Below are 20708 nucleotides of genomic sequence, written 5' to 3' on the forward strand. Positions count from 1 at the left end.
AAAAATGAGGATCACCATGAGTACGCCGGATGAAAAAGACGCGACCCTGGACGCAATTTTGAGGGAGCAGAGAAGCCGGGAGCAGGGCTATCGGGAAAAGGCCCTCAAGATGTTTCCCTGGATATGCGGAAGGTGCGCAAGGGAGTTCGAGGGAAAAAGGGTCAAGGAACTCACCGTCCATCACAAGGACCACAACCACGACAACAACCCGGCTGACGGCAGCAACTGGGAGCTTCTGTGCCTCTACTGCCACGAAAACGAGCACGAAAGGCACAAGGTGGCGGACGCCTCGGCAGCCGAAGCGCCCGGCAGAAAGCCCCCCAAAAGCCGCCCCATTCCCGGCGACTCGCCCTTTGCCGGGCTTGCGGATTTGATGAAAAAAAAGGGGTAGCGAAAACGGGCCGTTTTGCGCCGAAGGATCGTCATGGAAGCCCATACCTGGGCCGGATTCCTCAATAATCCGGTAAAAATCATGGACAAGGTCTGCAACGGCCACGCGCCCGCAATCGTCACCCGCAAAAACGGCGAGGCCGTGGTCATAATGAGCCTATCCGACTACGAGGCGCTTTCGGAAACCGCCTGTCTTCTGCGGAGCCCCAAAAACGCAAGAAGGCTTCTGAACTCCGTCGCTTGCCTTGAAAGCTGACGCGCGCAAAAAAATTCCCGGAGACGCCCCATGCGGGAGACCATCCTGGTGGTGGAGGACGAGCCCTCCATAGCCGACGTCATAACCTACGCCCTGTCCTCCGAGGGCTTTTCCCCGGTGTGGGTGAAAACCGGGGGCGAGGCGCTCCTTGCCCTTTCGGGCGGGGTTTCCATGATAATTCTGGACCTGGGCCTTCCCGACGTGTCCGGCTTCGACCTCTTGAAGGCCGTGAGAAGGGAGCGCCCGGTGCCGGTGATAATAGTCACCGCCAGAAACCAGGAAACCGACAAGGTGGTGGGCCTGGAACTGGGCGCTGACGACTACGTGGTGAAGCCCTTCAGCCCCCGCGAACTAACCGCCAGGGTTCGGGCGGTTCTGCGCCGGGCCGCCGAAAGCGGCCAAGGGGAGGTCTTCTGCGACGCGCCCCATGCGGCGGCCCACCCGGCCACGCCCTTCCGGGTGGACCAGGCCAGGTTTTCCATCTCCTATTTCGGCCACCCGCTTCCACTGTCGCGCCAGGAGTTCAGGCTTCTGGCCCTTCTTCTCCAGAACCCGGGCAGGGTCTTCACCAGGGACAACCTTCTGGACCTTGTCTGGAACGGCACCCTCATGTCCGGCGACCGCACCGTGGACTCCCACATAAAAAGCATCCGCAAGAAATTGAAAGCCGTGCGCGGGGACATGGAGCCCATCGTCACACACAGGGGCTGGGGCTATTCGGTGAGCGACAGGCTTTTGGAAGACTGATCCCGAATGAAAATCCAGACCCGCATCATTTTGAGCATACTTGCGGTAACGGCCTTCGGGTTCATCAACTTCACCCAGTGGATCGTGAATGATCTGGGCCCCCAGTACCGCAAGGTGACGGAAGAGCCCCTGGTGGACCTCGCCAGGGTTCTGGCCGGAATCGCCGGGGCTTCGGCCCGGGACGATAGGCTTGACAGGGAGCTTTTCCGCCAGAGTTTCGCGCACATCAAAAACCTGCCCTTTTCCGCCCGGATTTACGATTACGACAAGACCGGCGTGGACCTTGAAGTTTACCTCACGGACGCCACGGGGCTCGTTGTCTTCGATTCCCTGGGGGAAAGCGAGGGCCTCGATTTTTCCCGGAAAAACGACGTGTTCCTTACCCTGAAAGGCCTCTACGGCGCGCGCACGTCCCACAGGCAGCATAACGGCGTGGATTACTCGGTGATGTACGTGGCGGCCCCGGTTTTGGGCCGGGGCGGGACGATCGGGGTGCTCTCGGTGGGCAAGCCCACGCGCACCTCCAACCTTTTCGTGGCCCGGTCCAAGAGGAAAATCATGCTGGCCGGGGTGATGATCTTCGGGGCTGTGATACTTCTGGGAGCCTTGGTGTCGCTCATGATAACCGGCCCCATAAAGCGTCTCACCGCCTACGCCCAGGCCGTGCGGGACGGCCTGCGCCCGCCCCTGCCCAAATTCGGGAAAAACGAGACCGGGCAGCTGGCCGAGGCCTTCGAGCAGATGAGAAACGCCCTGGAAGACCGCCAATACGTTGAAAACTACGTCTCAACCCTGACCCATGAGATAAAAAGCCCCCTTGCCGCCATAAGCGGGGCGGCGGAACTTCTGACCGAGGACATGGAGCCTGATCAGAGGCGGCGCTTCATGGCCAACATACGAACCGAGGCCCAAAGAATAGAATCCGTCATCCAGAAGCTATTGGTTCTCTCGCGCCTGGAAAGCGGAAGAATCCCGGAAAAGCCGGTAACGATAGCCTTGGGCGGGCTTGTGGGTGAAATTTTGGAGGCCCTCTGCGTGGCAGTAAAGGAAAAGGGACTTGAAATCGAGACCACCGGCGACCTTGACGCTACGATCATCGCCGACAGGTTTCTGATACATCACGCCGTCATCAACCTTGTCCAGAACGCCGTGGATTTTTCGCCCGAAAAGGGCAAAATCGCCATAAACGTGTCAGCCGAAGGAGGGGCGGTGTCGCTTTCCGTGCGGGACGCCGGCCCCGGAATCGCCGAATACGCCCTTCCCAGGGTCTTCGAGCGATTCTACTCCCTGCCCCGCCCGGACACCTCCCGCAAGGGCACGGGCCTTGGGCTCTGCCTTGCCAGGGAGGCCGCCCTTCTGCACGGAGGCGACGTCACCATAAAAAACGCCCCCGAAAGGGGCGTCATCGCCACCCTGCGGCTTCCCCGCCACGGTGGCTGACCTTATAGCCCACCCTGTCGCAAACTTCTCCTTTTCACATTGTTTTCACACGCTTTTCCCCAAGGGTTCATCCGCCCGTCCCATACGCCTGTTAAACTTTCCCTTGAACATGGCCGGAAACCCCATCGCCCCGGCCCAAACCACAAGGAAAAGGATTACGCCAATGTCAGCCAACGCCAAAGCCATGGGAAGCGTCCGCCGGGTTTTCTCCCCCACGGTGTCCAAATTGATCCTTATCGCGATTCTGACCTTTTTGCTCCAGGTTCCGGCCTGCCACATAATGTCCCTTTCCCAGGAAAGGCAGTACAGGAAGAGCAGGGTGGAGGAGGAGATCATAGGCAAGCTGGGCGGCCAGCAGCAGATTGAAGGCCCCATGATTTCAATACCCTACGTCGTAAGGACCAAAACCGAGACCGTGAGCGTGGACCCTCTCACCAACAAGAGCGAAAAACGCGTCGAGGAAAACATCGAAACCCACCAGATAAGAGTGATGCCCGAGGAACTCGACATAAGGGGCACGCTCAAAACCGAGTTCCGCGCAAGGGGCATCTACAGGGTGCCGGTTTACAGGAGCGACCTTACCCTCACGGGCTGGTTTTCGCCCCCCGACACCACAAGCCTTCTGGGTCCGAGCCAGGCCAAGGCCATAACCGAAATACAATGGGACAAGGCCAGCCTGAGCGTTTCCGTAAGCGGCCTTGAAGGATTGAGAAGCCACATAAAAGGGCTTTTCAATCAGAATGAGGTGTCCTTAAAGCCCGAAATTTCAAAGCGCCCCTCGGCTGACAGTACGCCGGAATGCGCCGCCCGCCGCGTTTCCGGCACCACCGGGGCGTCCGTGGCCTTTGACCCTGCGGCAAAACGACTGCCCTTCAAGCTCACCCTGTCCATTGAAGGGGCCAAGGGCCTGCGGTTCGTGCCCGTGGGGCTGGTGACCACTGCGGCCCTTTCCTCGGATTGGGCGCATCCGAGCTTTGACGGAACCTTCCTGCCCCAGGCACGCTCCATAACGGCCAAGGGTTTTACGGCGGACTGGAAGGTGCTGGACTTAAACACCAATTTTCCCGCGTCCTGGCTGGACGACGCCCTTTTCTCACAGCTTTCGGAAAGCGGTTTCGGGGTCAACCTTGCCGAACCGGTGAACGACTCCCTGCTTTTCGAGCGGGCCGCCAAGTACTGCCTGCTCTTCGTGGTCCTGACCTTCTTTTCGCTCTTCGTGTCGGAACTTTTGTCCAAGGCCAGGCTCCATTTCATCCAGTACCTTCTGCCCGGCCTGGCCGTGGTGATGTTCTACCTGCTCCTTCTGGCCCTTTCCGAGCACGTGGGCTTCAATGCCGCCTACGGGGCCGCAGCCTTGGCGGTGGTTCTTCTCATCACGGTCTACGTTTCGGGAATCATGAGGCGGGCCGCCCTGGGGCTGGTCACGGGCGGTGTGCTGGCGATTTTATACGGATACTGGTTCGTGATACTTCAGATGGAGGATTACTCGCTTCTGTGCGGAAGCCTTGGGACCTTCGCCCTTCTGGCCTCGGTGATGCTGGGCACCAGGAAGCTCGACTGGAAAAGCCTGGACACGCGCCTCAGCAACCTCTCGCAGACGGACCCCGATGAACCCGGTGCGCACGAGCCGGACGGGCCGGTAAACGTCCCGTAAACGGGCAGGGCGGCGCGGGCTGATCCGGTTTAATCAGGGTCCCGCGCCGCCCTATCATGCGCCGACGGAAAGTCGCCGCTACCGATAATTCCACATCACAGGGATTTCGCCACCCGGCCTGCGTCCATCTTTTTTACGGCAAGGGGAAGGCGTTTGGCGAAGGCCTTCATCACGGAGGGAATCATCCCGGAAATGGGGGTGGTGATGTCGTCGCCGAATGCCCTTAAAAGCTCTTCGGGCATGTAGCGGAGTTTGACGCCCCTTATCCAGCTCTGGGGGGCCATGGTGAGGTAGCAGCCGGGGCAGTTCAAGGCGGTCTCCTTTACTCCCGCCGCCTTTATCTCCCTGAATTTGTCGGCCTGCCGCCTTATCACGCCGCCCACCTTGAAGTCCCGCGCTATGCTGGCGGCCCCGCAGGACAGGGCGCAGGAGCGGTTGTGTTGGAGTTCGACGAAATCGCCGCCCGCCGCCTTGTAGATTTTGCGCAGAATCTCGCCGAAGTTCTCTCCAAGCTCGGAAACGTAGCAGGATTCCTGGATGGCGGCCTTGAACATTATGGGATTTTTAAGGGTCAGTTCGCCCGCCTCGAATTTTTCCAGAAGCCACTGATAGATGGAGATTGTTTCAAAGGGCAGGGCCCTGCCCGCCACCTGGGGTATGATTTTGCTGAGATAGGTGCAGCAGGAGCCGCAGTAGCAGACAACCCGGTCTGTTTTGAGAAGATCGAGGGCCGAGACCAGCCGCTCTGTGTTGGCCGTGAAGGCCTCCCACTGGCCGCTTCGATAGTGAAGCTCCCCGCAGCAGAGGTGCGACGGGGAAAACTTGGGAAGGCCCGCCAGCACCTTTGAGTTTTCCAGGTCCTTTGCGAAATTCCGGCCTATGCAGCCGATCCACAGAACTTCCTTGGAGGGCTTGGGAGGCTCGCCCCATTTTTTGAGGATTTCCCGGTCAGGGCCGGGAAGCCCGGCGTAGAGGTCCTGAAAAAAATTCGGGCCGGGCGCTCCCTGGAGCATGTACGGCAAAAACGCGGGGACGGTTTTTTTTCGGTCAGCCTGCTCGGAGACCCTTTGAAGGATCAGCTCGTAAGGCCTAAGGCCGTTGGGGCAGAAGCCGTTGCAGCTCATGCAGAGGGTGCACTCCGAAAGGACCCGTGCCGTGGGCTCTCCGGCTTGCAGGCGATTCACCTCCAGCCTCGCCTCCTTCGCCCCCATCTTCATCACCGGGCATTTCGAGAGGCAGATTCCGCATTGGTTGCATTTTTCCCAGTCGCAGCAGTCGATATAGGACACGTTTCCTCCAATCCTCATGTAAAAAAATCCGTGCGCAGAAACGCAAGATGCGCTTTTGCAGCAAAACAGCGAAAATGGATTTCAGCGGGATTTTCCGGTGCGTGGGCATATTCTTATGACGCAACGCGGCATGAAGTCAAGAACTTAGCGGAATTTTTCAGGGGATTTGGGGCTTATAAATTGGAATCAGTGCGAAGCCCTTCTTATGAAGTTGAGGGTCCGTCCTTTGAGGGAGATTGCGTCTTCCGGGCACATTTCCTGGCAGCAATAGCAATTTATGCATATCTTCTTGTCAACGCCCGGGTATTCCCCTTCTTTCATTTTCATTGCCCCCACAGGGCAATGCCTTGAGCACAGTCCGCACTTTTTGCACAAACCGTGGTCAATTTCCGGCAGGCAGTTGATCCAGCGGGCCAGAAACCGGTTCAGAACAAGGCCCGCCACGCCGGGCGTAAAGGTGGCCGGCATTTTGAAATCGGTTAAGGGTTTGATTTCCTTGTTTAACCGGATATGGTTTATATCAATTTTTCCGAGCCCCCTTTCCCCGGCCACAGCCAGGTGCAAAATGGACCCGGGGTTGTGGCCTGTCATGTAAATTGCGGCCGCATCCAGGCAGACGGCGTTTGGGCTTGCAAGTATCTTTCCCAAGTGCCGCAATTTTCCGTGATGCGGCCCGTTGCCCTCCATTGCGACAACGGCGTCCATAATGTTCAGATCCGGGGGGCGGATCGAAAAAATGTGAACCAGGGCTTGTGCAAACCTTTGCTGCGTGGCGGCCTTTGAATGAACGCGCATTTTATCGCCCCCGACCACGTATCCGAAGGTATTCTTTATTGCTCCCGTATAAAAAGTAAGTCCGTGGGTCTTGAGTTTGGGAAGGTTGATTACAAGGTCGGCGGACAGCACCTCTTCCGCGATCATTACATGGGGGATATCGGCGGAAGGCAGTTCGTGCCTTACCGGACTGCGCCCGAGATGTATGAAACAGTCCCCCGCCGCCTCGGCGATTCCGGCAATTTTCGCGGCTTTTTGTGTTCTGCCGTAACCGAAAACGCCCGAATTGTCGCCAACCATTACCAGGGCGCCTTCTTCCGAAAGCTTTTTCACGACGGCCCTCACAAGCGCGGGATGGGTGGTCACTCCCTTTTCCGGCGGCTCCCCGGCCAGTATGTTCGGTTTTACCAGGACCTTCTTATCTTTCAGTTCAAGGGGAAATTCTTCAAAAATGGCATCAACCGTCACCGAAAGGGATTTGTCCTCATATGAGGCATCGAACACCATGACCCGGTTGTCTTCACTTCTCCCCATTTCCATTCCCTTTCGCATGGTCATGCCGGGTATATATAAAAAGCCCTTCCGATAAACCGGAACCATCGTCCTGCCTTTTGCAACTACACCGACTCCGCCACGTTTTCCGCCACCCGGTCCGCAAGGGCCATTATGGTGAGATAGGGGTTGACGTGGCTGCTTTTCGGGAAAAGGCTTGCGTCGGCCACCCAGAGGTTTTTTGAGCCGTGAACCCGACCGAATCCGTCAGTCACGGAATCCGCCGCGTTCTGCCCCATGCGGCAGCCGCCCTGGGGATGGGCGCTTGAGATGGGCATCTTGTTCAGGATGAAGCGTTTTTCGGAGATGAACTCGTTCAAGTTCGCGTTTTTTCCCTCACGCGCCGTAAACAGCGGCTTTTCCGCGCAGGGCATTATTGCGTGGGTACACCCGGATTCCAGGAAAAGCCGGGTGGCCGCCCTCTGTGAGTGGCACAGCGAGCTTATTGTGGAAGGATGGACGGTGTAGTCCAGCACCGGCTCGCCGGATTTGTCGAGGCTCACCCGGTTTTCGGGCAGGGCAGGGTCGTGGTTCAGAATGATGACGGTCTGAAAATTTCGGTACCGGCTCATGGCGAACTTGAGGTCGTGGCCCCACAGCCCAAGATGCTTGGTGGTGATGAAGGGGTAATAGAAGGCGGTTTCCATGTAAAAGCCGTGGGAATGGGAAAACTTTCCCGTGTAATAGGTCTTGGGAAAGCCCTGGTAGTTTTTGATGGGGGAAGGCTGGATGCCGTAAAGGGTGACGGCCGGGTGCAGGGTGAGATACCGCCCCAGCATGGGGAGGCGCTCCCCCAAGCCGGAGCGAAGCATTATGGCCGGTGTTCCGGGGGTTCCGGCGCAGAGCACCACGGCGTGGGCTTCGATGGTCACCTCGCCGGATTCCCAGGGGCCCGGAAGGGTGTCCGCCGGGGCGGGCGAAACGTAAGCGGAAACCCGGCCATCCGAAACCCTGTCCACCCGGCAGTTGGGGACCAGGGTGGATCCGCGCCCAATGGCCGCCGGAATCTGGACCTGGGCGGTCCCCTGCTTGGCCCCGCAGGCGCAGCCCAGGTTGCAGAAGCCCATCTGCTCGCAGTTTCTGAGGTTCAGGCGAAGGGTCTCCACCGGCCAGCCAAGGGAGTCGCAGGCTTCCTTGAAGAGCCGGTTGTTGTCGTTCACCATGTCCGGGCCGGGGGTGACGACGTTGATCTCGGCCTCAAGGCGGTCGAACCGGGGGGCCAGGTCGGATGGTGTCAGCCCCGGCACGTTCCACTCCCCCAGGACCTCGTCGGGCAGGCGGAAGGTGACCCCGGTGTAGACCAGGGTGGAGCCGCCCACGGCCTTTCCCGCCGCAAGGGTGATGGCCCCGTCCTTTGTGGGCCAGCCGCCGCCGTGCCAGAAAAGCCCCATCATCTCCGCTTCGCGCTGGGTGAAGTGGCTTGGGGGGTAATTGGGGCCGGCCTCCAGAAGGGCTACGGACGCGCCCGGAAGCAGGCGGGAAAGCCTCTCGGCCACGGTTCCGCCGCCCGCGCCCGTACCCACTATCACGATATCGAAGGTCTTCGTCACTGGACCACCTCCGTTTCGCCCGTGCAAAGGTCGCGGATGGCCGGGTCGGAAAAGGCCACGTCCGGGTGGACGGGGCCAACGTAGCCGATGGTGCGCCAGATGTCCTCGCGGGTGTAGTAGCCCATGCAGACGAAGTTCTTCAGCCCGAAAAAGCCCATGCGGAATAAGCCTATGGGCGCGGACTCCATCCAGGCCAGCACCCGGATTTTCTTTTCATCGGAAAGGTTCTGGAAGAATTTCAGGCCGAAAAAAAGGCCCAGAAAACGGAGCACCACGAGAAGAAGCAGGAATTTTTTACGCAGGGCTTCGGGCATCCGGCCAAGGGACCAGTCGGCCACCCCGGCGGTGGCGAGAGTTCCTCCTCCGGCGCCTGTAACGTCTTGCGGAATGATCACGTCCGCTGCGGCCAGAAAGACTTCGAGCCGTTTACCGGTAAGGTATTTCAGGCGGTATGTCATGGGCGTTGGTGTCTCCGGGGGATGGGCGAAAGGGCCGTTTGCGCTCGTTTTCCCCGGATTTTATGACCAAAGCCCGCCCAAGGCAACAAATATCCGCTAAACCGAGATTACCTTGTCCGCAAGCTCCATGGAAGTGACGATGTCCAGCATGTTGGTGGTCTCGCCCACCTGTTTTTGATCCAGGAGGTTGAAATGGTTGAGACAGGTGCCGCAGACCAGGATGGTGAGGCCGGTTCCGGCAAGAGCCTGAAGGTCCTTCAGTACTGGCGATCCGCCGACGGTGAGCTTCACCCCGGCGTTCACGAAAACCAGCCGCCAAAGGGTCGGCCCCATCTCCTTCAAGGTTTTTATGTAGGAAATCATAAGTTTCTGGCCAAGCTCGTCGTCCCCGCGGCCGATCCTGTCGGAACTGGCCAGAATCATGATTTTGGACTCATGCGCAGGTTCCGGCACAAATACGGTGCATACCTCGCAACCGTCCTTTTTCCCCGTCACCTGAAAAATTCCGTCCGTCTCCACGCTTTCAGCCGAGTAGCCCTGGCTTTTCAGGAACCGGGCAACGTTTTCGCGGGCCGCCGCGTTATCAACCAGAATCGTTAGGGTTTCGGGCTTTTCCTCGTCTATCGCCCTCTTTGCGGCCAATACCGGCCCCGGACAGGCGAGACCCTTGCAATCAATCAGTCTGGACATGGTTTTTCCCCATAAAATAAAAATCCGGCGCGCGGGGCGGGCCTCCGGGCGGAAGCCTTTCCTATACGCATGTCTGTTTTAGCGATTTTCCGGGGGGCCTGTCAAAGTGATGCTGTCAATGAATCCGGGTGTATCGATAGGAAAAATCTATGCTGATGAACTCCAGAGAGGGCTTTGAAGGCGGGGAATCGGGATTCGGGCGGTTTTACCGCGCTTTGCGAACTGCCTCCAGGGCGGCGGCAAGATTCCTCGTCGCCTGAGGATCGCCGGGCCTGAGGATGAGGGCGTTTTGGTAGCATTTTACCGCTTCGCCCGGCTGTCCGTTAAGGAGAAGGGCGTTTCCGAAATTGAGCCAGGCCTTGAAATAATGGGGGTTTATGCTTAAGGCCTCCTTGTAGGCCAAGGCCGCCACCGGGTAGTTTCCCCTTTCCGCATTGATGTTTCCGAGGTTGAAATGCACCTCCGGCAGGTCGAAATTTAACAGAAGGGCCTTGCGGTAATGGGCCAGGGCGTCTTCGGTTCTGCCCATAACCTGCAGAACGTGGCCCATGTTGCCCAGGATTTCGGCGTTATCCGGGAAAAGCCCAAGGCCCTCACTAAAGGCGGCTGCGGCCTCGCCGATGCGCCCCTGATTCATAAAGGCCAGGCCCAGGTTCTGGTACGCCCTTGGGTTTCCGGGGTCCTTTTCCATCACGTCCCGCCAGATGGTGATTTCATCGGCAAAGGCCCTGTTCCTTTCATGGGAGAGCCCGGCAAAAAGGAGCGCAAGGGCGGCAAGCAGGCAGGCTGCGGCCTTTCGCGTCCTCCCGCCGTTTTCGAGGCGCTCTCTGAAAATCGAATACCCGCCAAGAACAGCAAGGCATATTACGGCGTAAAGGGGCAGGTACATCCGGTAATCGCAGGCCAGCTTCCGCAGGGGGACTATGCTTGAACTGGGGGCCAGGATCACGAAAAACCACACCCCCAAAAAGGCCGCAGGGTTTCGCCGGAAAAGGGCGCGGACCACTATAAAAAGAACCGCTCCAACGGCCAGAAGGCAAAGAAGCCCCTCAAAGGGGCCGGGCATGGGCCATTCCCAGTCCAGGCAAAGATTTGCGGGCCAGATGACCTGATAAAGATAGTGGATAATCACCCTGCCCTGGCTGAAAGCGTATTCCCACCAGATGAATGTGTCTCCAAGGGAGGCGCGGGTCGCCCCCCTTATGAGGAGCCAGGCCAGAAGGGCCGCGCCGGGAATGAAGCCCATGTAAAAAAGCGGAAAACGGCAGGCTCTTTTTCCGGGCGCTCCCCTGAAAAACAGGGCCTCGCAGGCAAGGATTAGGACAGGGGCCGCTGCCGCTATTTCCTTTGCACCCACACCGGCCACAAAGGCGAGCCATGAAAGAAGGCACCAAAAAAGCGGGCGTGGCGAGGTTCCCGCCCTCAAAAACCCGTAAAGGCAAATGACTATGGCCAAAGACGCCAGTATCTCGCCCCGGTTGGTGAGATAGACCACGCTTTCGGTCTGGATGGGATGGGCGGCCCACAGGAGTACACAGAAAAGGGCCGGATAATCCGCACGCGCCCCGAACCGGGGCTCAAGAAGCGGGACCCTGAGGGTACGGCGCGTGATTCCGAGCAAAAAGAGCGAGGTGATGATGTGAATTGCTACGTTTACCGCCCTGAAACCGGCCGGTTCTGGCCCCAGCAGAAGGCGGTTGACCAGAAAGGAAAAATGCACGGCGGGTCGCCCTGAAATGCCCACCTGAACTTCGGGAAAAAACATGTGGCGGATGCTTGTGACGGCTCTTAAAGAGGGGTTGTTCACGATGTTGTGGGCGTCGTCGAAGAAAAAAGGGGACTTGTAAACATTGGAATAACTGAGAAGGACGACCGCGAGTATGGAAAAAAAGGCGGCGATGGTGAATTTTCGCCCTGTGGCGGTGCGGGAATTCATGCCGGAAACCGCCGGGGCCGTGAATGGCTCACAGCTCGCCAATGACGAAATTGCGGTTGAAGTCGGGGGCTTCGAGGATTTCAGGGGCGGCGGTGGAAAAAACCACGGGCTCCACTATGCCGCCCACGGGCTCTGCGGGGCTTGCCTCGACGAGGGCCTGGTCGTCCTCCTCCTCCCTGAGGGCGGGGATCACCCTGTCCAGGGACTCGTCCTGGCGGACCTTGATCTTCTTGGCCGTGGCCTTGTTAAGGATGTCGTTGCAGTAGGCGCAGCGGGCGGGAGCGACCTCGTCCTCGTAAGCCTTGGGGTCCACGTCGTTTCGGGACCCGCACTCCTCACAGAAGATGATCATTGGCCGCTTGAATTTCCCTTGATCCGGCTTAACGCCCGCTCAAAACCGAGTTTGCGGGCCTTCCGAAAAACGAAGATGGTATATGACGCAAAAAAATGGTGCGGCCAGCCGCTAACCCGGCGTTTCAGTACGGGAAAGGCTCCGGCTGCTATAAATTGGGATCGGGGCCGAGATCGTCATCCATCGAAAGGCCCAGCTCCATTGCAAGGTCGCCTTCAGCCGCAAGGTCGGATGAGCCCGGAAGCTCACGGGCCGCCACGGGCGCTTCGATCGGTTCCGCGTCGATCACGTCGTCATCGAGGGGGAGCGTGTCGGCAATGTCCTCATCCGCCTGGGAAAATTCCGGCAAAACGGCGGCTTCAAGGGGAGCGGCTTCCAGAACGTCCGGTTCCGCCGGACTTGCGTCGATTATGTCCCCGTTCTCATCCTCGCCTGAAAGGCTTTCAGGCCGGGGGGCCGGGGCTGCGCCCGTAAAAACGGCCACCGCCTGGGCGACGGCCTTCAAAACCGCCTCGCGGGACTCCCTTATCTCGGCCCTTATGGCGGCAAGCTCCGCGTCCAGGTGGCTCTTTACGGCCGCAAGCATCTCGTCCTTGATGGCGGCCAGATTGACCGCCGACGGAGCCACGGGCTGGGCGGTGATTATGCCTTCGTCCTCCTCGGAGGCCACCCGGCTATCTATTATCTCGCCCTCGGCCACGGCTTCGGCGGCCTTGGGCCTTGGGCCCTTTACGGCGGCGATCTGCTTCTTTATGCGGTTGAAGCGCTCCACCAGCGCAAGGGCTGATCGCTTTCTGGTGGTTTCATCGAGGCCGGGGCCGGCGAGGCAGCTTTCCAGCCCCTCGTAGACCTCCCTCAAAAGCGTGACGGAATCGGGATGGGCGTCGGCCTTCTTGACCCTTATGTATTTTCCCAGAAGCTCCATGAGGGACAGATGGGTGATGGCGACGGCGTCGGCTGCGTAGCGCTCCCGAAGGCCCTTGGCCGTGATCTCCATCTTCTCCATCATGGTGTCGGTGATTTCCCAGTCCAGGGAAAGAATCAGGACCTTCAGTTCGCCAAGGCCCAGCTTGTCTGCATCGGTGGGAGGGGACGGGGCTGCTTCCAGGGTTACGACATCATCGTCATCGGGCGGGGCCGCAGCTTTCGGCGGCGTCGGCCTTGGGGGAGGCTCCGGGGCGGGACCCCAGTCGTCATCGGAGAAAAAAGCGTCCAGGCGGTCATCAACTTCTTCGGTGACTACTTTCTTGTCTTTTTCCACGCTCAATGGCCCGACCTCCAGAAAGGAGTATGGGAAGGCCTCCCCGTTGCGGCAAAAAGCGGCCAAGCCAAGGTCACTTGAGCTCCTTGTGCAGTGATGCCACGGTCAGGGAGATGATCTTCTTCAGCGTCTCCACCACGTTGTCGCCGGAGGTGGCGCTGGCGCCGTAGCTTGGGGCCTTCAGGCGGCTGTTCAGGTCTTTTTCCATGCGCTCCATGGTGAGGAGGCTCACCCCCTGCTGGGCAAGGTCGCGCTTGTTGTATTGCATTACAAGGGGGATGCGGAAAATGCTCTTGTTGTAAGCTGCGAGGTTTTCCTGCAGGTTTTTGAGCGCCAGGAAGTTGTGCTCGCGCCTTAGGGCCATGGAGTCGGCCACGAAAACAACGCCGTCAACGCCCTGGAGCACAAGGCGGCGCGTGGCGTTGTATTTTACCTGCCCCGGTACGGTGTAGAGGTTCACCTTGACATCGTAGCCTTTGATCTTGCCGATGTCGAAGGGGAAAAAATCGAAGTACAGGGTGCGGTCTCCGTGGGTCTTGATGCTGACCATCTCGGATTTTATGCGCTCCTTGAACTTTCCGTAAATGAACTCCAGGTTGGTGGTCTTGCCGCCGCGCCCGGGTCCGTAATACACGATTTTGACCTGAACCTCTTTTTTCTTGAGATTGATGAAAGCCAAGGCACATCCCCTCACTCAAGCGGAAATTGTCGCACCTTCTGCCCGGAATTGCGAATCCGGCGCCCCGCCGCCGCAGTCGGACCGGGAACGGATGCTTTTGGCCGGTTCCCGGCGTCCTACGCCTCGCTGGCGTCGGAGTCGAAAAGGTTTTGGAGCATCATAGTCTTATACAGCAGGGATTCCTTGATCTTCTTGCTGACCTCCTCCACCCGCAGACGGAGAAAGCCGAGCGAGACCTCGTTGCCGAAAATGGTGATCAGAAGAAAGTCATCCTCCACCTTGGCGAAATGGATGCTTTCGTTCTTGCCCTTGTGAAAGAGCAGGGTGAAGTTGTCTTCGCCCACCATCTGGGCCATGGCGTTAACAGCGCCGAAATTGCCCGCCGCCAGGGCCGCAAGCGAATACAAGTCGAGGTTGCACTTGCCGTTGTCGCACCTTGCTATGACGTTTCCCGCCATATCAATGAGGATAGCGCAGGTCACCCCTATGGCGATTAGGTCGTTTTGCAGGATGCTCTCAACCCTGTCAAGTTCCTTCTGTCCAAACCCGTATTCCATTCAACTGGTTCCTTCGTGGCGACGTTTTCGATTATAATGAGGCCAAGATAGTTTCCGAACGGCGAAAAGCACGCAACGGGAAAACGCCAAAACGGACCCTCCGCCGTCAAGGGGAAAAAATACGGCGGTTTTGCCGTTTTCGCATCCCGAACGGGGACTCCCCTAAAGGGGGGCTCCTGCTGGCCGGGACAGGGAATAAACGGCGGAATCACAAAGGCGAAACGGACTTTTCCACCCGTACGAAAGCCTTGTATAACACCTTTTCCAAAAATTACAACAGGATTTAGACCGGCCTTAAGGGAAAACGCAACCGGATTTCACCGGTCCGCAGAACATTCCATCCCCGATTCCGATTCCTTGCAGTTTATGCAAACAGCGCCTACCGGTTATTCTCCAACCGAAAATTCCCGGCTGCCGTTGCTGCGCGATCTTTGAAAATGCCCGGCTTCAACAATTATGAACGAATTTTCCCGGCTGGAATATTTTGAAACTTTATCAATTTTTGTCACTTTGCCACAAGAAACGGTGCAATGTCAAACGGCCTTTTTGGCCCTTGGTCAAACTCGCGCGACAAAACCCCAGTTTTCGTTATAAAGGAACGAAAACACCCTGTAGAACATGGCGTCCAGAAGGACCCCGGCGGGGACCGGGCCTTCGGGGGCGGCCAAAACAAGGCTCATGGCCTCCTCGCGCTTTTTCAGCGAGTAAAGGCGGCCAAGAAAGGCGGCTGCCGGGTCCTGCCCCGCCGCCTCCATTCTCCGGGCCAGGGCCTCGGAACCTGCGGCCAGAAGCTTCTGCCGGTTTTCAGGAGACGCCGAACCGGCCCTGCTTTCCACAAAGGCCTCGATTTCCTTCGCCAATTGGTCCCTGGCTTGGGTGAGATGCCGGGCAAGCATGTCCGCCGCCGGTTTTCCGGGCCTTATGGCCAGAGCGGCAAGGTCGCCCGCCTTTTTCCGGGTTTTTTCTGTGAAATCCTCAAACGCGCTTTCCCAGAATATGCGCAGGGCCTCTCTGGCGAAATGGACCGCGTCCTTTTCGGAGGCCACCGGGCTTTTCAGCACCTGGATCACGGAGGGCATCCTTCGGGCGGTCTCCGCAAAGAGGGGCTCGCCGGTGGCGGCGGCGTAAATCATGCCCACTGTGGCGTGCCAGTCCTGCATGTTGAGCGTCGCGCCCAGGTCGCCAAAAAGAGCGGTCAGAAGGCCGTTTTCCATCAGGTGGGTAGGGGTGGCGTAAAGGGGGGTTCCGGCCATTGGGGGCTGTTCCGGGGCCCGGCCTGCCGCAGTCTTCCAGCACACTGCCGTTTCAAGGTCTATAAGGCCGATTTCGTAGCTTTCAGGATCGGTGAGAAAGCCCGGATACCTTGCCGGGTCGCCCACCACCAGAAGGTTGTCCGGCTTCAAGTCGCGGGCCGCCACCGAGCTTTTTTCCAGCCAGGCCAGAAGGTCCAGAAGATTCGCTACAAGGCCCTCCAGCTTGGGCCTGGACTGCGCGAATGACAGCTCCCGCACGCGGGAGGCCACCGCCTCGGTGAACAGTCCCACGGCGTACGGATGCTCCGCCATGGAGCTTTTGAGCGCAGCCGCCAAAGCCTTGTATTCGGGCTCGGAAAGGCCCGTGGCCGCCCGGTTCGGGCATCTTCCTGCCACGCATTCCAGAAACCAGCTTCCAAGCCTGTAGGGAACCGACGGGCTTTGCGGCAGCTTCTTGAACGCCTCGGCAACTGCGGCCTGACAGGGGACGAAGGCCGCCTGTATTGCAAAGCAGGCGGAAAGGCTTTCCTCGCCGTACCTGCCGCTTCCGGCCAGGGGGTCCGTCAGCACCTCCGGGCAGGCGGTCATTTCGTCAAAGAGCCTGTCCTCGGAGTCGTAGATGTCGTGAAGAACCTCGGCCAGAAAAAACCTGGTGGAAAGCTCCATGAAATAGAGGAAGGAGCCGCCGACCTTGAGATAGTCCCGAAGTTCGGTCTGGTGGGTGGCCTTTTTTATGTAGAGGTCCTCGATCACCTCCACGCTCCTGTCTTTGCCCGCCGCAAGGGGCTGAACCAGGCGAAGGATCACCGAAAGGAGCGGCACCACGCATTCCCGTGGGGCAAGAGTGCGGGCTATGGCCCATTCCTTCTTTATCTGTTCCAGGTACCTGGAAAAATCCGTCACCGGCTTGGGGGTGACCTTTACCACAAGGTGCGCGTCGAAAATCACGTAATACAGGCGGCTCCGGCTCTTGCTCTCCTCGCCTATGGGGCGGATGCTCATGCGGCGGCTCATCCACTTCCCTTTGCGGTTTACCTTGAACTCGAAAACGTGGGCGCCCCTGGACGGACGCTCCTCAACCGGGACAACCTCCGAAGGGGCGTTCTGGGGCACACCAAGCTGGGCCTTGTATATCGTCAGAAAAAAATCCACCAGGTCCCTGGGCTTTACGTCCCAGCGGGTTGCGGCGGGCGTTCTTGCAGGGGCGTCCGGCTCCCCCGCCGGGGGGGCTTCCGCCGCCGGAAGGGCTTCCTTCGCCTGCGCCTCGATCTTTATCCCGGGGCGTTTTTTCTTCAGAACCAGGGCTCCGACAGCCAGCAGGACGAGGATCAGGCCCCCGGCCAGGACCCAGGCGACCGGGCCGGAAAAGGGGATGGCCCCGGCAGAGCTCATCAGAATGACCCCCCAAAGTCCGGTCATGGCAATATCCCCGCAGATGAGCCTTTTTTCTTGTCGACGGAAAGGCTCAGGCTTTTTTCCTTGATGGACATTATGTTCGTGAAATGGCTTGAAACGTCCTGCAGCCGGGCATTGAGCAGGGCCCTGGCCCTGCCCAGTTCCTGGGCGTGTTCCTGGTAACGGCTGGCCGCGTCGCCAAGACCCAGGACCACGTCTTCGTATCTTTCCTTTAAAAATTCGTGCTCCCGCCTTGCCACGCCGAGGTAAACACGGATTTCGGCGAAATAGGCGGCCTGCCTTTTCTGGAATTCCGCGTCGGCCAGGGAGGTGAAATGGGCAAGGACCCTCAGTTCGGAATTTTCAAGATCATCGGCATCCTCGGTGAGTTCCTCGATCTTTTTCGGGTTTTTTTCAGCCCAGTCCGCAATTTCGCCCAGGGCGGCCTCCGTGTCCCTCAGAAATTCGTCGGCGTATTCCAGGAGAAGCCCCGTGGTTTCGGGATCTGCGGGCACGCCCTTGGCGTTGAAGGCCTGGTCCATCTCCAAAAGACAGGAATACAGCTTGTAATTGGCCGTTATGAACTTGATGGAGGCGTCCTTCATCTCCTTGGCCGGCTCCTTGGGCATTGCTTTTTCCAGGTCCTCGTTGGGCACGTTGAACTTCGCGCACCCCGCCGCAAGCAAAACGGCAAGCACAAGGACTGCAAGAGCTGTATTTTTATGGTGTCTTTTCAAGGCTGCTCCTGGACCGGACTTCCGGGCTCAAGCGGACAACAGGGCGATTCGGCGACATTCTCCCGTTTTCTGTTTTATCGCATGAGCACGCCCCGTGCAACGCTTTTCGGTTGGGTGACCGCATTTGGACAAAGTGGGCAGCCGGACCGATGCCGCCGTTCAGATTGACGTTGCATTAAAAGGTGATATGGTGTATTTATTATCGAATCGAGAATTATGTTTTATCGCGTCCGGCGGAAGGCCGCGTTACAGGTCGAATCCTCTTGCGGCCCCGATGGTTTTCTCGAAACAAATGCAATATTTCCTCTTCGGACAAAACGCCCTTTCAGGGGAGCGGATGGCCACGGACCTGAAAGGCCGAAGCCTGATCGTTGTGGATTCGAGCGCCACTTTACTCAATCAAAAAGAAGGACGGGTATGACAAAGCGTACTCTTTTTCACGGCATTGCCTGGGTGGCGCTGGCCGTTGCGGCTTTCCTGCCGGGTTCGGCCCTTGCCGCCGTTACCGGAATAACCGGCCCATCCGATGTCCGCTATAACTACACAGCCGTTTTCACGGCCACGGGAAGCGCCGCCGTGGATTACCACTGGAAGTTTACACCCGGTGATACCAATGGCATAACGGTCCTGAACTCGGCCAGAATAACCTGGCTGGCCGACTTGTATCCGACGGACGACTACGATCCCGCCGTGGTTTTGATGACCGTCAAGGACTTGCTTGAGCAGACGGAGTACTCGCGGAACATCAACGTCTACAGGCCCGTAAGCATATTTTACAAGGACCTTATTCCCAAATACGTGCTTCCGGGCAAGCACACCCGCAGCGAACACGGCGTGGACAAGATCAACGGAACAGGCGGCAGGTACGGTACCTACCAGTGGATATTCACCGGGCCGGCCTGGGCCACCTTTTTTTACGCGGGCAACAACAAGGTCGCCAATTTCACCGGCCCCACTGCGGGCAGCTACGCCGGGGAATACACCGTAACCCTACAGGACGGCCTTCCGGGCACGGACTCCGTCAATATATGGGTTCCCGTCCGTATTGAGGAGGGGCCCGTGATCGTGGCGGAAGGCGGAGCACCCATATTCTACCACATCACGGGAATGCCGGACGGGATAAATTACACCCCAAGGCTCATGACCGGAACCGACTCCAGCGCCACCGAAGTAACAGGCGACGTCCAATACGGCAACATCACCGCCCAGATAGGGCCCTCCGTGGGCGGGGTTTACACCCTCACCTACACGCCTCCGGCCAACGCTTCCACCTTCAACAAGTTTTACATCATCTGCGAGCCGGACCAGGCACTCAACTTCCCCGCCTACGGCAACATCTACAGGCCCCTGCCCTTCGGCCCCATGATCGTCCGGGACACCAGGAATTTTTCGGGCCAGCTCCTTGATACCAACACCAGGCTGCCCATAGTGGGAGCAAAGGTCTCCCTTTACGCCCCGTCTCCCTACAGGGGCTTCACCACCACCAACGCTTTGGGCGAATTTTTCTTCGGCCCCCTTCCCTCGGCCAACATGTACGCGTTTTCGATTTCCGCGCCAGGTTACACAAACGGCAAGGTAAGCTCCCAGTACCTTGCCGAAAACGTTCCGGGCAATGCCCAGATATCCGTCGATCCGGCTTCTGCGGCCTTTGTTTCGGGCAACGTAAGGCGTCCCGACGGCTCCCTTCTGGGGCCGAACGAGGACGCGGTGGTGGGCCTGGTCCGCAAGTATTGGGACGGAACCGTTCCCATGGTCGAATTGCTGGGCGAACTTTCAATTGTCGGATCGTCCTATTACCTGTCCCTGGCCGCAGTTCCCCCCAACCCGCCCCAGGCCGGGGTTCATGATTACGTCCTCATGGCCTACACCGAAGGCCTCTACACCGAGTACGTGCTGCCGGACGGCACCAATTTCCCCTATGCCGGCGTGGACCTCACCCTTTCCAACACCTACAAGGGCGTGGTCATAGGAACCATCCCGTACATGAATGACGGCATTCCCGTGCCGATCACCGGCGGCCTCCGGGTGGCCGGCGTCAACACGAAAAAGGACCTTGTGACGGGTGACTTGATCGGCCAGTTTCCTGCGGGTTTCGTGGAAATCCGCCCGGCCGGAATTGAAATTGACGAACTTACGGGCGCTCCCCTGGGCGCAAATCTCATAGGCGACATCACCGACAACCAGAACGGCGATGACATTGGCCGCAGCACCTTCGCCTACGCGGTGCCCTCCATCACTTTCGTGGACGTGCGGGACGACAACATGGAAGGCAACAACGAGCTGGTGGGCGACAGGTGGTACAGGGTCAAAATGCCCCTTGACCTCACCGTGATAAACAAGGGAAGCCTGGAGCAGGGCCTCATGTGGGTCCGCTCTTCGGTGGGCAACGTGCTGGACCTCAAAAGCTGCGAATCCAGCCACATAGCGGCAAGCAACATTTACGCCATCGACTACCTTGGCGACGGGCGCACCGGAAGCGTTTATTTCGATTCGGGCTCAAGGGGAAAATGGTTCGCGGTGGGCGGCCAGTGCGACGAGGGCATAGACAACGAGGGCGGATACGACTTCGCTCCCTTTGAGCGCTACGAAATCTTCGGCTGCTTCGTTTCCACAGTAATGGCCGAAAGCGGAGGGCGGACGGGCGGATCGGGCCTTCTGGCTGCGGCCCTCCTGCTGGCCGGGCTTTTGTTCACACGCCGCAACTGATGCATGATTTTCACTACGGGGCCGCAGGTCGC

At 58.7% G+C, this 20708-nt stretch carries 19 protein-coding genes; 7 read left to right on the plus strand and 12 right to left on the minus strand.

What is annotated here, in order from left to right; genetic code table 11:
• Positions 1-16: 16 nt before the first annotated feature.
• The 5 genes from HZB23_08940 (at position 17) to creD (ending at position 4487) form a co-directional block, all read left to right on the plus strand.
• The gene (locus HZB23_08940; protein ID MBI5844776.1) at positions 17-391 is read left to right on the plus strand and encodes an HNH nuclease family protein; all 375 of its coding nucleotides are present in this window, start codon (positions 17-19) and stop codon (positions 389-391) included.
• 33 nt (positions 392-424) lie between these two features.
• Positions 425-646: a type II toxin-antitoxin system prevent-host-death family antitoxin gene (locus HZB23_08945; protein MBI5844777.1), complete on the plus strand. Its 222-nt coding sequence runs from the start codon at positions 425-427 to the stop codon at positions 644-646.
• A 30-nt stretch (positions 647-676) separates the two neighbouring features.
• Positions 677-1393: a two-component system response regulator CreB gene (gene creB / locus HZB23_08950; GenBank protein ID MBI5844778.1), complete on the plus strand. Its 717-nt coding sequence runs from the start codon at positions 677-679 to the stop codon at positions 1391-1393.
• A gap of 6 nt (positions 1394-1399) precedes the next feature.
• Positions 1400-2833, plus strand: coding sequence for a two-component system sensor histidine kinase CreC (creC, locus tag HZB23_08955; protein MBI5844779.1), 1434 nt, complete (start codon positions 1400-1402; stop codon positions 2831-2833).
• A 163-nt stretch (positions 2834-2996) separates the two neighbouring features.
• Positions 2997-4487 (plus strand): cell envelope integrity protein CreD, encoded by a 1491-nt coding sequence (gene creD, locus HZB23_08960; protein MBI5844780.1) that lies wholly within the window; start codon positions 2997-2999, stop codon positions 4485-4487.
• 95 nt (positions 4488-4582) lie between these two features.
• On the opposite strand, the gene HZB23_08965 is transcribed toward creD, so the two are convergent.
• The 12 genes from HZB23_08965 to HZB23_09020 all read right to left on the minus strand — a co-directional run bounded on the left by HZB23_08965 (position 4583) and on the right by HZB23_09020 (position 17970).
• Positions 4583-5776 (minus strand): (Fe-S)-binding protein, encoded by a 1194-nt coding sequence (locus HZB23_08965; GenBank protein MBI5844781.1) that lies wholly within the window; start codon positions 5774-5776, stop codon positions 4583-4585.
• 186 nt (positions 5777-5962) lie between these two features.
• Positions 5963-7084, minus strand: coding sequence for a DUF362 domain-containing protein (locus tag HZB23_08970; GenBank protein ID MBI5844782.1), 1122 nt, complete (start codon positions 7082-7084; stop codon positions 5963-5965).
• 83 nt (positions 7085-7167) lie between these two features.
• Positions 7168-8652 carry a GMC family oxidoreductase gene (locus HZB23_08975; GenBank protein ID MBI5844783.1) on the minus strand — a complete coding sequence of 495 codons (1485 nt, stop codon included), beginning with the start codon at positions 8650-8652 and terminating at the stop codon, positions 7168-7170.
• Positions 8649-9110, minus strand: a complete 462-nt coding sequence (locus HZB23_08980) for a hypothetical protein (GenBank protein ID MBI5844784.1) — start codon at positions 9108-9110, stop codon at positions 8649-8651. Before HZB23_08980 ends, HZB23_08975 begins: the two co-directional genes overlap by 4 nt.
• A gap of 96 nt (positions 9111-9206) precedes the next feature.
• On the minus strand, positions 9207-9800 hold the full coding sequence (gene yedF, locus HZB23_08985; protein MBI5844785.1) for a sulfurtransferase-like selenium metabolism protein YedF: 594 nt from the start codon (positions 9798-9800) through the stop codon (positions 9207-9209).
• A gap of 205 nt (positions 9801-10005) precedes the next feature.
• The gene (locus HZB23_08990; GenBank protein MBI5844786.1) at positions 10006-11736 is read right to left on the minus strand and encodes a tetratricopeptide repeat protein; all 1731 of its coding nucleotides are present in this window, start codon (positions 11734-11736) and stop codon (positions 10006-10008) included.
• A 28-nt stretch (positions 11737-11764) separates the two neighbouring features.
• The gene (locus tag HZB23_08995; GenBank protein ID MBI5844787.1) at positions 11765-12088 is read right to left on the minus strand and encodes a hypothetical protein; all 324 of its coding nucleotides are present in this window, start codon (positions 12086-12088) and stop codon (positions 11765-11767) included.
• Between the two features lie 148 nt (positions 12089-12236).
• On the minus strand, positions 12237-13355 hold the full coding sequence (locus tag HZB23_09000) for a hypothetical protein (protein ID MBI5844788.1): 1119 nt from the start codon (positions 13353-13355) through the stop codon (positions 12237-12239).
• A gap of 67 nt (positions 13356-13422) precedes the next feature.
• On the minus strand, positions 13423-14028 hold the full coding sequence (locus tag HZB23_09005; protein MBI5844789.1) for a gliding motility protein: 606 nt from the start codon (positions 14026-14028) through the stop codon (positions 13423-13425).
• Positions 14029-14144: 116 nt separating this feature from the next.
• Positions 14145-14585 carry a roadblock/LC7 domain-containing protein gene (locus tag HZB23_09010; protein ID MBI5844790.1) on the minus strand — a complete coding sequence of 147 codons (441 nt, stop codon included), beginning with the start codon at positions 14583-14585 and terminating at the stop codon, positions 14145-14147.
• 557 nt (positions 14586-15142) lie between these two features.
• Complete coding sequence (locus HZB23_09015) at positions 15143-17257, minus strand: hypothetical protein (GenBank protein ID MBI5844791.1); 2115 nt, start codon at positions 17255-17257, stop codon at positions 15143-15145.
• Entirely contained in the window at positions 17254-17970 is a 717-nt protein-coding gene (locus HZB23_09020; GenBank protein ID MBI5844792.1) for a hypothetical protein, read from the minus strand. Before HZB23_09020 ends, HZB23_09015 begins: the two co-directional genes overlap by 4 nt.
• A gap of 124 nt (positions 17971-18094) precedes the next feature.
• Between HZB23_09020 and HZB23_09025 the strand changes: the two genes are divergently transcribed.
• Together HZB23_09025 and HZB23_09030 are read left to right on the plus strand one after the other, a co-directional pair.
• Positions 18095-18391, plus strand: coding sequence for a hypothetical protein (locus HZB23_09025; protein MBI5844793.1), 297 nt, complete (start codon positions 18095-18097; stop codon positions 18389-18391).
• Positions 18388-20676 (plus strand): carboxypeptidase regulatory-like domain-containing protein, encoded by a 2289-nt coding sequence (locus HZB23_09030; protein MBI5844794.1) that lies wholly within the window; start codon positions 18388-18390, stop codon positions 20674-20676. Before HZB23_09025 ends, HZB23_09030 begins: the two co-directional genes overlap by 4 nt.
• Positions 20677-20708: the final 32 nt, after the last annotated feature.

The organism is Deltaproteobacteria bacterium (assembly GCA_016235345.1).
Lineage (GTDB): Bacteria > Desulfobacterota > Desulfobacteria > Desulfobacterales > Desulfatibacillaceae > JACRLG01.